The 12,106-nt window shown below is 68.3% G+C and carries 10 protein-coding genes and 4 pseudogenes; 8 read left to right on the forward strand and 6 right to left on the reverse strand.

From position 1 onward, the window contains the following. A partial coding sequence (locus AWZ10_RS41280) for an IclR family transcriptional regulator (RefSeq protein WP_208618648.1) occupies nt 1-736 on the forward strand: 736 nt, incomplete at its 5' end. Nucleotides 737-937: 201 nt separating this feature from the next. Next, on the forward strand, nt 938-1,687 hold the full coding sequence (locus AWZ10_RS41285) for a DUF6585 family protein (RefSeq protein WP_159014965.1): 750 nt from the start codon (nt 938-940) through the stop codon (nt 1,685-1,687). Nucleotides 1,688-2,382: 695 nt separating this feature from the next. Here AWZ10_RS41285 and AWZ10_RS41290 read toward each other — a convergent pair. After that, nucleotides 2,383-2,904: pseudogene (locus tag AWZ10_RS41290) on the reverse strand (winged helix-turn-helix domain-containing protein); the annotation flags it as partial. A 792-nt stretch (nt 2,905-3,696) separates the two neighbouring features. Next, complete coding sequence (locus AWZ10_RS53225) at nt 3,697-3,858, reverse strand: hypothetical protein (RefSeq protein WP_208618649.1); 162 nt, start codon at nt 3,856-3,858, stop codon at nt 3,697-3,699. Between the two features lie 40 nt (nt 3,859-3,898). Here AWZ10_RS53225 and AWZ10_RS54655 point away from each other — a divergent pair, with 40 nt between their 5' ends. The 3 genes and pseudogenes from AWZ10_RS54655 to AWZ10_RS51020 all read left to right on the forward strand — a co-directional run. Next, entirely contained in the window at nt 3,899-4,531 is a 633-nt protein-coding gene (locus AWZ10_RS54655) for a hypothetical protein (RefSeq protein WP_244172726.1), read from the forward strand. Nucleotides 4,532-4,872: 341 nt separating this feature from the next. Then, nucleotides 4,873-6,096, forward strand: a complete 1,224-nt coding sequence (locus AWZ10_RS41305; protein WP_060893659.1) for an esterase/lipase family protein — start codon at nt 4,873-4,875, stop codon at nt 6,094-6,096. A gap of 114 nt (nt 6,097-6,210) precedes the next feature. Beyond that, nucleotides 6,211-6,336: pseudogene (locus AWZ10_RS51020) on the forward strand (IS256 family transposase); the annotation flags it as partial. A 385-nt stretch (nt 6,337-6,721) separates the two neighbouring features. Here the strand turns inward: AWZ10_RS51020 and AWZ10_RS56080 are convergent. Next, nucleotides 6,722-6,979 (reverse strand): annotated as a pseudogene (locus AWZ10_RS56080) (NucA/NucB deoxyribonuclease domain-containing protein); the annotation flags it as partial. Between the two features lie 218 nt (nt 6,980-7,197). Here AWZ10_RS56080 and AWZ10_RS41315 point away from each other — a divergent pair. The 3 genes and pseudogenes from AWZ10_RS41315 (at nt 7,198) to AWZ10_RS41320 (ending at nt 9,959) form a co-directional block, all read left to right on the forward strand. Continuing rightward, nucleotides 7,198-7,935, forward strand: a complete 738-nt coding sequence (locus AWZ10_RS41315; RefSeq protein ID WP_046703167.1) for a hypothetical protein — start codon at nt 7,198-7,200, stop codon at nt 7,933-7,935. A 679-nt stretch (nt 7,936-8,614) separates the two neighbouring features. Beyond that, a pseudogene (locus AWZ10_RS54660) lies at nt 8,615-8,701 on the forward strand (hypothetical protein); the annotation flags it as partial. Nucleotides 8,702-8,948: 247 nt separating this feature from the next. Next, on the forward strand, nt 8,949-9,959 hold the full coding sequence (locus tag AWZ10_RS41320; protein ID WP_060893661.1) for a transposase: 1,011 nt from the start codon (nt 8,949-8,951) through the stop codon (nt 9,957-9,959). A gap of 75 nt (nt 9,960-10,034) precedes the next feature. On the opposite strand, the gene AWZ10_RS41325 is transcribed toward AWZ10_RS41320, so the two are convergent. From AWZ10_RS41325 to AWZ10_RS53230, 3 genes are all read right to left on the reverse strand, one after another. Then, nucleotides 10,035-10,331: a hypothetical protein gene (locus AWZ10_RS41325; RefSeq protein WP_005477573.1), complete on the reverse strand. Its 297-nt coding sequence runs from the start codon at nt 10,329-10,331 to the stop codon at nt 10,035-10,037. Next, entirely contained in the window at nt 10,328-10,525 is a 198-nt protein-coding gene (locus tag AWZ10_RS41330; protein ID WP_234360654.1) for a toxin-antitoxin system HicB family antitoxin, read from the reverse strand. The genes AWZ10_RS41325 and AWZ10_RS41330 overlap by 4 nt, the downstream gene beginning before the upstream one ends. 125 nt (nt 10,526-10,650) lie before the next feature. After that, on the reverse strand, nt 10,651-11,949 hold the full coding sequence (locus AWZ10_RS53230; protein WP_060893662.1) for a hypothetical protein: 1,299 nt from the start codon (nt 11,947-11,949) through the stop codon (nt 10,651-10,653). Nucleotides 11,950-12,106: the final 157 nt, after the last annotated feature.

Raw genomic sequence — 12,106 nt, forward strand, 5'->3', positions numbered from 1 at the left:
CGTCACCAGGTCACTGCGCATCCTGGAGGCGGTCGCCCAGCACCAGCCGGTCACCGTCGGGGAACTGACGAAGATCTTCGGTCTTCCGAAGTCGACGGTGCAGCGCACACTGGTCACACTGGCCGAGGCCGGCTGGCTGCGGGCCAACCGCAGGGACACCACCCGCTGGGAGATCGGCGCCCGCGTGCTGTCCGTGCGGCCCGCCGCACTTCAGGGCTCCAGCCTGTTCGCCGCCGCCCGCGAGCCGATGGTCCGCCTGCGCGACGCTCTGAACGAGACGGTGCACCTGGCGGTGCCGGACGCCCTTCAGTGCATGGTCGTGGTGGACCGCGTCGACTGCGATCACCCCGTGCGCACGTTCCACACCATCGGCGACACCTCACCCCTGCACGCCACCGCGGCCGGACGCGCCGTCCTGGCTCATCTGCCGCATTCCGAGATCGACCAGTTCTCAGCGGGCGCGCTGGAGGGGTACGGCAAGGAGACCATCACCGACCCGTCGGAACTGCGTGCGGAACTGCGTCGCGTCAGGCACCGCGGTTACGCCGTCAACCGCAACCAGTACCGACCGGACGTGTGCGCCGTGGCCGCGCCCGTCCTGGACGCCGGCGGCTCACCCCTGGCCGCCGTCGCCGCCTCCATGCCCGACTCCCGCTTCGATCCCGCCGGCACGGCCGAGCTGGGACGTATGGTCGCAGACACCGCGTCGGAGATCACCGCCCGCTACCTGGGCTGACGGCGGTAGGGCCGGACCGGCAGCCCGCAACGCAGCTGCCCGTGCCACCGAGTCGCTGTGAAGACTCTGGGTGTTGGCGCCGGAGGCGCTTACTGACAGTGGGCCCACAGGCGTGGGGCGTGGCCGTGGTCGGAAGATACGTAACCGATCTACGTAGACTCACGGTTGTCACGCGTGGACGCGGACTGGAGGCTCGTCCTCATGACTCCAGTCACCCCCGTGTCTCCCGAGGTCGCCGACCTGGCCGCCCGGCATCGGCTAGGGCCGGTCCAGGGCGTGTTCGCGCCGAAGCGCCTCCGTCGCGCGGTGTTCGCCGCCCATGTCTTCAACTGCCTCATGCTCATGCCGTTCTTCCTGGTCCCCGGGCTGTTGTACTACTGGTTCTGGATGCGCCGTTTCCCCGACTTCAGCCGGAAGCGGGCCGCCCAGCGGCTGCACCTGTTCGAGGAGGGGCTGGTCGTGCACCCGCCGTCCGGCGGCGAGCCGGTCGCCCTGCGTTGGGACTCCCTGCGCCTCCAGCAGGAGATCACCCAGCTGATCGTCTACGGCCGCCCCCACCCGACCAGATACGTCTACTCGGCAAGCGCCCCCGGCCAGGGGTCGGTGCGGATCACGGAGTTCTATGAGGATCCCGACGCCTGGGGTCCCTGGATGCAGGACGCGGTGGTCCGCGCGCAGGAAGCGGCCGTGCTGGAGATGCTCCGCGAGGGCGGCACGGTCCGGTTCGGAGCGCTCTCGCTCTCCCGCACGGCCGTGTCAGCCCCCGGGAAGGGCAGCCTGCCCTGGCCGAAGGTCCGGGAGGTCCAGGCCTCGGGCTTCCTGGTCCGCATCATGACCACCGGCTCCTCGAGCGACCCTGTCCGCTGGTCCCACCACCCGGCCAAGGACATCACGAACCTGCACTTGTTCCTGGCGGTCGCCCACAACCTGCGCGAGCAGTCCGCCGCCTGATACTCCAGCCGGACTTCTGTTCCTCCTGGTCAAACCGCTTGGTGGAGGGGAGCGTAGCGGGGGTGTGGCATGGGTGGGACGCATCGCCACCGGAGAGAAGGCCGACGGCGCGCTCCGCGCGAAGGGCCTCTGCCAGACGCAAGCCGAGGCCCGCACCCGGGAAGCCCAGAAGACGCCCCTGACGGACGATCACGTGCTACCGATCTCTACCCTGCCCAGCACGAGTACCCCAACAAGACGGCACACCAGCCCCGCCGACCAGCAGAAATCAGGCTGGCGGGTCCTCACTCTGTCTCGTTTGTCGAAGTAGGAGCCCGACTGTGTCCCTGCGACATCGCCACGAGTACGCCGTAGTCCTTCCTCGTGGCCTCCCGGTTGGCTTCGAAATACCGCCCTGGGAGTTCCCTGCCATCTCATGACAGGTACGCATCGCTCTCGGCCCAGATCCGCCAGGTTCGAGCCGGTACATCATTAAGAGACGTAAAGACGCCGGTTCCTCGCGTACTCCTCTCCGTTCCGCTCGCCGGACCCGCACCATCTGGCAGTGCTGGTACGTCCCGGCTTTGTCAGGGCCGCTCCCGCCCTTCCCGGCACCACCCGAGTCAGGCTGCCCTCAGCTCCACCTCCCCGCTACGACGGGTTGGAGGCGAGGGTCTCTCACCCTCGCCCGAAACACAGCGCCTCACGGCGCAACTCGAAGCAGATATAGCCCCCACAGGCCGCCCGGGCCCTTTTACCTCCGCCCAGGTCGCCTCCTTCCACACCTTCACCGACTCCTCGTCACGCTCGGCGACCCGCCGTGCGGGGACCTGCGGGCTGAAGCCGAGCCGGTGCATCAGCCTCGTCGCCCCGGAGACGCTGTAGGAGACGTGGAACTTCCTGCCGATCAGCGTGGCCACCCTCGCCGCGGTCCACACCTGGTCCTCCGTCCAGCCGTGCGCGGCCGGCCCCTGCTCGAGATACCTGGCGAGCCTTTCCAGACAGCGTGGCGACAGGCGACACCGGCCCCCGCTCGGTCCTCGCGAAAGCAGCTCGTCGGCACCGCCTTGCCGCCACAACTGCTGCCACCGGTAAGCCGACTTCAGACTCACACGCAGCTGCCGGGCCACCTCGGGCGGTTTGACCTGCTGCGCGAACAGCTCCGCCGCTTGTATCCGCACCGCTTCCCGACGCCGCCGTGCTGCAGGCGTCAGCCCGCCCCCATCCGCGTATCTCACACCCCACGGACTACCGACAACACCACACCCGCATCGGCAAGTTCAGCAAACATCACCCTAACGAGCCGAGATCAGTAACAACACCCAGCGAGCCGCGGGCCGCCCGATCACCTTCTCGGCCCCGTCGGTGCATCGGAGGCCCCCAAGGGCCGAGGATGTACCGACCCGTAGGCGCGGAGAGCGGCAACGCAAGGGCGAGGTGCTGATCCACCCGCTCCTGGCCAGCTCCACTTCGCTCGCCCACATCGTCAACCACCTCAAGGAACATCGACACGTGCGTTGGCCGCTGAACTTCCCCACCGGCCACATCCGGCCCCCGCGGGCCCGCGACGCCCGGACAGGCACCGGCTTCGACCGACCCGGACTGCGTCGAGGAAGCCCCGGCCCTCGAGGCCCAGCCCGTCCTCCGGATAGCCGACTGAACCGCCGCCCCACCCGCACGACCACGGCGCTCTCCAGACCAGGAGTGCGCCGTCGTCGTTCCCGGCCGGGAGGGGGCAGCGCGCCGGTAGCACCAGCTACACCGGATCATTCTGGAGCAGCAGAACCAGCGTCACCCGTCGCACCTCCTGGGGCCGGCCTCCGACCCGTGCAGCACCCTTGTGCTACGCGGGCCCATGCAAATACTGCGCTGCATCCACGACACCACCCTGCCGCCATCCGACGACCACCACCAGGTCCCCGCCGCAGGCCGTCGCCTCACACCTGACAGCCTCACAGCGCACCCCGTCCACCGGGGAAAACGGGGTGTGTGGCTCACAGCAAAAGTCGGGTCTCAGTGAACGGCGACGGTCACAGGACGGTGCCGTGCAGCGCGCGGCGGTCCCCGGACATCGCGTAGCGGCGGGCGGCGAGGCCGTGCTCGATGGGCTCGCCGTTCTGCTCGCACAGCAGCGCCAGAACGCCGGTCGCCGCCTCGGTGTCGGATAGGTAAGCCGGCGCGACTTCGAGCATCAGCTCGCCGATCGCGTGCGCGCTGGTGAAGAGGTCGTCGGTGAGCTGGCGCCCTGCGGCGACTACGGGATCCGCCGACGGATCGACGGGGGGGCGGAGGCGGGGCGATGCGGACGTCGCCGACGGCCTGGCGGACCACCGCGCGCACCGTCGGCTCATCGAGGGCCGTCAGGCCCCTGTGGGCGAGCGCGGCGAGGCGCCGGGTGATCAACTCCGCGACGACGTTCGCGCGGCCGGAGACGGCGATCAGGGCGCGCTGAGACAGGCCGTAGTCGAGCGCGGCCGCAGTGGCCGGGTCGGTGTCTCGCGTGCGAGACGTCTCGGTGCCGGCGGCGACGGCGCCGTGGATCGCGGACAGGGCGCGGGCGACGTCCAGGAGCCGGTACGCCTGGGCGCGGCTGATGCCGAACTCCGCGTCGCAGTACGCCTCCCAGTTGCCGTGTCCGAGCGGCACCCAGACGCGGGCGGCGTGCGCGTCGCGGACCCGGGCGGCGAGCACCGCCGCGGAGCGCCGGAGGTCGTCCATCGCCTCGCGCAGCCCGGCCGTCATCTCCCGGGCCTGCACCGCGCTCAACGGCGGCCGCGCCGGTTCGGCGACGTCGTCCTGGTCCTGGTCGTGCTCGCCCATGACTCCATCGTCCTCCGCGGCGGCGGGCCGGACCAGGGCGTGTGAACTGTCCTCTGACACTTGATCTTGGCCGTTTGTCACTCGATCTTGACCATTCCCCGGATCGTGTATGCCAGTACTTCGGGATCGCCAGGCAGCCACACCATCGCGCCGGTGCGCGACGGCAAGACCGTCACTGGTCCGATCGTGATGTTCTCCGTCGCAAGCCTGGCCAGCCCCCAGGTTCCTCGCCGACCGAGTAGTCGCACCGATGTCCCCCGGGCTAAACACTTCCTGCAGGGCATTGCATCATTTGTAATGAACTCCGCAGGTCAAACGGGTGGTGCAGGCATTTCACCCCTCATGATGTGGTCGTTCCCCCACCCCTCCTGCGAGGAGACACGGCCATGTCCGAGACCACCGAGCCCGAGATCGGCCCGATCAGGATCGGCGACCCGCTCGACGCACCCACCCATCCGATCGACGTCCCCGATCACGAGGTGTGGGACGACATCGACAAGGGCTTCGCCTGGGTCTTCCACGCCGGTGACGACCACCGCCTCACCCGGCCGGTGATCATCGCCGACGGCTTCAACCACGGCAAGAGCGAACTCGACAAGCTCTACCAGTTCCTGGACGGTGAGGACTATCCCTTCCTCACCGAACTCCGTCGAAGCGGCCGGGACGTGATCCTGCTCGGCTTCGACAACCGCACCGCGTCCATCCTGGAGAACTCGAAGGCGGCCGAGGCCACCATCCGCAAGACCATCCAGCTCCGCGAGGGCTCCGAACGGCTGATCGTCGGCGGCTTCAGCATGGGCGGGCTAATCACCCGATACACCCTTGCTCGGATGGAGACCGACTTCACCGAGGACGAGCACCAGACGGGCGTGTACTTCTCGTTCGACACCCCGCACCGCGGCGCCACCATCCCCATCGGCGTCCAGGCGTTCGCGTACCTGCTCCCGCCAGTGAACTTCAGGCCCCACCCCTTCAGGCAGCAGATGAACAGCGCAGCGGCCCGTCAGATGCTGTGGCAGCACTACGACGAGGCGACCAAGAAGACCGGGGTGGCCCCCGAGCGCACGGCGCTGCTGAACGAGCTGGCGCGGGTCGGCCAGTGGCCGCAGATTCCGCGCAAGCTGGCCGTCGCCAACGGCCGCGGCGACGCCATCGGGCTGCCCGACGTAGGGCCCGGCGAGGTCGCCCTGCGGGTCGACGTCCGCTACCCCGGCACCACCTTCTACGCCCAGGCACAGGGCGACGACGTGACGGTCGCCTACCTGTACCGGAAGTTCCCGGAGACCGAGCAGACCATCACGACCAGCGGCTTCCCGGACCTGGACGGCGCACCCGGCGGGACGCTTGCGACGTACGAGATCCTCGCCAACTCCATGATCGAAGCAGGCGGCGAGGCGGACCTGCGGCACCCGAAGGTGTGCTTCGTCCCCTCGGTCAGCGCGGTCGACATCCTGGACTTCGAGCGCCAGGAAGACCTGTACACCAGGGTCGACAGCCTGGACCCCTCCCAGAGCAGCGTGGACGCGTTCCACTGCTCGTCCACGACGACCCCGCACACCCTCCCGACCGAGGAGCTGTGCACCTGGCTGATCGGGGAGTTCGACCGCTGACCCCTGGCCCGCCCCGGAACAATGGACGCCGCCCTTCGCCACATCGACGGGATGAGGCGGCGTCCGCAACACCTACGGCCAGGTCAGCAGATCACAGGGGTGCTCTCACCCTTCCTGGCCGAGGGGCTGCGGGAGTCGACCGAGTCGTGGGCCGACCTGCTGCGCGATTGCCGCAGGGGCGGCACGTGTGATCCGGAGCCGGTCGTTGGTGACGGAGCGATGGGCTTCTGGAAGGCGCTCGCCAAATGATCGCTCGCAGGTCAACCTGTGCTCACCCTGCGGGATTTGAGGAGTCCACTCCGATGCTGTGGCACGGCTGGACGGGGGTTTCGGGCCGGCCCGCCACCCTGGACGTGATGCTGTCCCGCTCGCCTGTGAAGGCGGGCGGGACAGCATCATGGTTGCGTCGTCACTTCAGTGCGCTCGCACTGAGGCTCCGTAACTGTCGGTCTGGCGGAGTACCGCCACATCCTGGGCCGGTGCCGGCCAGGCCTGGATGAGGTACTGCCGGGACCGGTGCACGACAAGTCACTGATGTCGAACTGGTGGTACTGGACGGGGACGTTTCCCTTGCCCCGTTCCATCTCGTCACTCATCTCGCAGTCCTCTGCCAGGCACTGGATGCCTACTTGATCCACATCAGGAACTTGTCCTTCTCAATGATGCGGATATGCAGGTAGAACCGGCCCACGGCCTTGCCGCCTTCCTCATTCTGTTCGCCGTCGATCACGTGTCGGCTGAATTTGCCGCCGCCGGTCTTGGCGCCCTGCCATGTCGACGCGAAGAGGCACTCGTCGCACTGCTTGCCCTTCGGCTGTTCCAGGCTCGACGGACACGCCGTTCTCCAGTTGGTCTTGATCTTGGCCTTGTGGCTTCGTTCACTTTCAGCAGCAGCGTTTGTCCAGCAGTTTGGAGGCGATGGATGTTCTCAGCGCCCTCAGATGCTCACGCGAAATGACAGCGCTTCCGCTGAGTCGGTTCATCCGGAAGGGCCGCCGCCCGGCCGGAGGCCCTTGCGGACCAGTGCCATCAACTTCCGGTCAACGACGGCGGGATGAAGCTGTATCGCGAGTGCCGAGAACCTGTGTGCTATGAACAGGCATGGCATTGAAGATCGAGCGAACTGACACGCGTACGTGGCCGGATGAGCAGCTGAAGGAGCTTTTCAGTGAGGGCTTTCCGGAGTTCATCAGCGCTGACCGCCTAGTGAAGGAGTACATAGGCAGGGTCGGTGCGTGGTTCGCCGGTCTGGACCTCACGCTGGTGGATGAGCACGAGGCGCCGGTCGCATCGGGCTGGGGTGTACCAATCCACTGGGACGGCCTGACCGAGACGCTCCCCACCGGGTATACCCAGGCCCTTGTCCGTGCGGTCGAAGGGCGTGAGCAGGGGACCGAAGCCAACACCCTGGTTATCTGCGGAGCTGTCGTCACCCCGTCGCTCAAGGGGCGCGGACTTGCGGGAGAGACCCTCAAAGCTTTGCGTCAGACCGCCGAAAAAGCTGGCTTCGTCCAGGTCATCGCGCCGGTCCGCCCGACGATGAAGGCGCAGTATCCGTTGACACCCATCGAAACCTTCATGAGGTGGAGCCGTGAGGACGGGATGGCCCTTGACCCGTGGATTCGGACCCATCAGCGCCTCGGTGCCGAGATCCTTTCGGCGGCTCCCGCTTCGCAGACGATGACCGGCTCGGTTGCTGAGTGGGAACAGTGGACGGGAATGGCCTTCCCCGAGTCAGGTGACTACGTGATTCCAGGAGGATTGAGCCTGCTTCGGGTCGACCGGTCCTCCGATCATGGCGTGTATCGCGAGCCCAATATCTGGATGCGGCACAGCTGAACAAGGCAGCACGCGTGCCGACGCAAAGCATTTGGTTGGTGGCCCGGCGCCGCCGGTGAGGCGTCGGGCCATCGGCACGGGACGTCAGGTATCAGCCTGTCTTGGCGGGTTCCTCAGCTCGTGCTCGGGTGCTGGCGAGGCGGTAGGAGTCAGTGCCGGTCACGTTCTTGACCTGCCGGGCCCCGCGCGGACCGATCCGCGCGGACCTGGTGGGCGATGTCGTCGAGCGGGCCTGCCTGCGAGCGGGGCTGCCCCGCGTGGGTCCGCACCGGCTTCGGCATGCCCTGGCCGGCGAGATGCTGCGGCAGGGTACCGGACTGACCGCGATCGGCCAGGTGAACTTTCCCCAAGGCCGGGTAGTTAGCGTTTCTGCAGGTCACGCAAGTCAGTTGAAGGTGTGCCCGACGTAGAGCAACGGAGCTCGTTGGTACAGGCAGTCGACCAAGACAGCTTGTATCCGAGGAGCTCCGTTGCCGTCTCATCATGTCCCGCCAACTCCTGTGATGGCCATCACCCGTACGGTCACTGTGGCCGCCGGGAGGTTCGCTGCCGGACAGCTCGGTGGCCTGACTCCTTTCCTACCCTTCGAGTTGGTGGATGCCGTCCTGGAGGAGACCCGCGCGGTCCAGTAGCGTCTTCGGGACTTGCCCTCACGGGTCGGGTGTACTTCGTGGTGGCGATGTGCCTGTTCCCTGAGGTTGGCTACCGGCTGGTGTGGGACAAGCTGACCTGCGGAATCGGGCGTGTCCGGCCGGCCCCCAGCGCGAAGGGTCTGCGTGATCTGCGCCGCCGGGTGGGCTGCGCCCCGATGAAGGCCCTGTTCGAGGTGGTGGCCGGAGCGCTGTCTGAGCCACGGACGCCCGGCGTGCGCTTCGGCCCGTACCGCACGGTCTCCTTCGACGGCTGCAGCTCGATCAAGACCCCGGACAGTGAGCGCAACCGGGGCTGGCTGGGGCGGTGCCCGCACGGCGGCTATCCGCAGGTCGAGCTCATGACGCTGGCTGGGTCCCGAGATGCTGGTGCTGTGGGACCGGGGCTTCGACAGCAACGACTTCCTCGCCGCCGTGCACGCCACCGGCGCCCACGTGGTGGGCCGCATCCGACAGCGCCGCCGCCCGCCGGTCCTCACAGCCCTCCCGGACTCCTCGTACCTCTCGGTCATCGGCACTGTCGCCGTGCGCATCATCGAGGCTCAGGTAAGCGTGACGTGCGCCGACGGCAGTACCTTCGACGGCTCCTACCGGCTGGTGACCACCCTGCTGGACGCCCGGCGCTACCCCGCCGACCGTCTCGTGCGCCTCTATCACGAGCGTTGGGAGCACGAGAGCGCCTACTACGCCCTGCGCCACACCATTCTGCGCGGGCGCGTCCTGCGCTCATGCGACCCAGGCGGCGTCAAGCAGGAGATGTGGTCCCTGCTGATCTGCTACCAGCTCCTGCGTCGGGCCATCGCCGAGACGGCTCAGTCGCGGCCGGGCACCGACCTCGACCGATGCGGATTCACGATCGCTCTCCACACCGCCCGCGACCTGCTGGTACGCGCGGAAGAAGTCTTCGAGCAGGGCATCGGGGCCATCGGACGGCGGATCCTGACGGAGCTGGCCCCGCCGAGTCGGCCCCGCGTCAGTACCCGCAAGGTGAAATCGCCGACCTCGCGCTACGCGGAAAGGAAGATGGACGGCCGCCCCGACCAGAGCCGGACCGTGACCTCCGTGACGATCGCGCTCCTGCCACCCCCGTCCCCTCGCCCCGCGCTGCCGGACACCACGGTCCCCGACTACGTCGGCCCCGGCCAGATCAGCAACCGCACGACCCGCGTCCTCGCGGTCCTGCAGGCAGAGCCCGAGCGGCAGTGGCGGGCCAGAGAGATCGCCGAACTCCTCGGCGACGTCACCATGGTCGCCACCTATCAACAACTCGCCCGCTGGACCGAAAGAGGGCTGATCAAGAGGGTTCGTACCGGCCGCTACGCGGCAGCCGCACCAACGAGGACCGCCACCTTGCGTGACCTGCAGAAACGCTAACTACCCGGCCTTGGGGAAACTTCAAGGGTTTCAGTAGCGCAAGATCCGGACACTGCGGCACGTGAAATACGCAGGCTAGAGGTCGAGGACGGCGCGCAGCGCCTGGTCGACACGTGCCATCGCCTCGGGGGCGACCTCGCCGAGAAGCTTGGCGCCGTCGAATCGGGTGGCCCGCAGCTGCTGCATGTTGACCGCGACGGCGGTGCACGGGACCGGGTCGCCGATCACGACGGACATAGCCGTGTCGGGGAATCTCCCGGAGGGGTGCAGCACGATCACGACCACCGCGCCGTAAGCCTCTTCCAGGCCGGTCAGGGAAACGATCAGAACGTTGCGCTCGTCGGGGAGGACCCAGACCTCGCCACGCTTCACAGAGTGTCTCCCTCGCCCGCGAGATCGTCTCCGAGGCCGAGGCCGGCGAGCTGGTGCGCGGCATCGAGGGTCGCGGCGCGGCGGGCGGCGCGGACTATCCACGCGTTCACGCTCATGTTGGCGCCCGAAGCCGCCGCCTTGATCGAGGGGGCCAGTTCATCAGGGATGCGCAGCGTCATTGTGGTGACAGACATGAATGCAGAATAGCCACCGTTTCACGGTGGCGTCATCCGGTGGCACGAGGTGAGCCCGCGCGGCGGCCCTACGGCGGGCAGACCGCTTCTCGCCGGGCGTGATGACCGCCGGTGCGCTTCGGTGTCTATGGATGGCTGTGGCACACGGACCAGACCTCTTCGAGGAATGCCGGGTAGTCCTCGCCGTAGGTGACCACGCCCGCGTACACCGCGTCCAGGGCGGCCTGGAGCGGGTCGGCGTGGGCGGCATCGGCCAGTGCGGGCAGGGCCATGTGCGGCTGCGACATCCGCAGGGACGGGTCGGGGGCCCCGATGACGACGGCCATGGTGTACGGGGCCGGGCTGTCGTCGGGCTGCGGTGCGGGCGGGCTCGGCGGTTTCGCCATGGCAGCCGCGGGGCCCACCACTGGCGGTGATTCCTGTGAGGGTTTTAGCAGAGGCTCCTGGCCCCCTGGGGGAACGGGCGGGTGGTAGGGCGGCCGTTCGGGCGGGATGGCCCGGCCGACGGTCCTGTTCGGGACACGCGGGTCCGAATCCAGTACCCGCCACAGGCGGTCCGGGTCGTCGAAGGGCGGCGGCAGCGGACGGCCGGCGGCCAGGGCCGTGAGGGCGTCGGAGATCCAGTCCAGGCCGGTCAGACCGGCCCTCTCGCAGGCCCGGCGGGCCGCGAGCAGGGCCACCGAGCGCTGGGTGGTGGGGCCGGCGGCGTCGATGGCGTGCAGGAGTGCGGGGTCGAAATCACGCAGGCCTCGGACGTTGCCGCCGACGGCGCGCAGAGCCTGGCTGGGCAGCTGCCCACCCCATTCCCACCGCTCGTGGGCGAGCAGGCGTTCTCGTTCTGCTTGCTGCTGGGTGAGGCGGGCTTGGTGTTCGGCTGCGGCGCGTTCGGCGGGTGTGGGAGGGGGCGGCTGCTGTCGGGCGTAGTCATGCCAGTAGGCGGCGTTCTGCGAGGTCTGCTTGAGTACCTGGTCGGGCCGCGGCGACGCGGGCCAGAACTGCAGCAGGTATCTGTCGAGTTCGGGTTCGTCGTCCGAGCGGGTGTCTTGCTCGCGTGCCGCGTCCATGCCTGTGGCGCAGTAGCGCACCCGGTAGTCGGTTTCTTCCAGGTCCAGCTCCCAGGTGTCCTCGCCTGCCCATTCCATGAGCACGCTGGTGGCGGACAGTGGGCGGAAGGACACCTCCACGACGTCCTCCCATGCCGGGTCCAACGGCGGGGCCTGGTCGTGGACTTCGACGGTGAAGGGGACGCTGCCGGTGTGCAGCCCGGTCGTCAGCCACAGCGCCCCGGGAATCGCCGCCCCGCACAGTCCACTGCTCTGCCCGGCGAACGCCTCCGCGAGACCGGGACCGAAACCGTCCGGGTCACTCTCGACATAGATCTGGCCGTAGTGAACATGTACCTCGCCATCGACGGGCCTGCGCACTTCACACCCTCCCCGATACGAGTGTGCGCCGGATGCGGCAGTCCCTCATAGGTGGCACGGAGATGGCGCCTTGTGACGGGCGGCGTCGGCCGAGGCCGGTGAGCGGCGAGGCTGCCTGGACCATGGTGGGCGGGCCTTCTTCCTGAGATGGGGCAGG

This window comes from Streptomyces europaeiscabiei (assembly GCF_001550375.1).
Classification (GTDB): domain Bacteria; phylum Actinomycetota; class Actinomycetes; order Streptomycetales; family Streptomycetaceae; genus Streptomyces; species Streptomyces europaeiscabiei.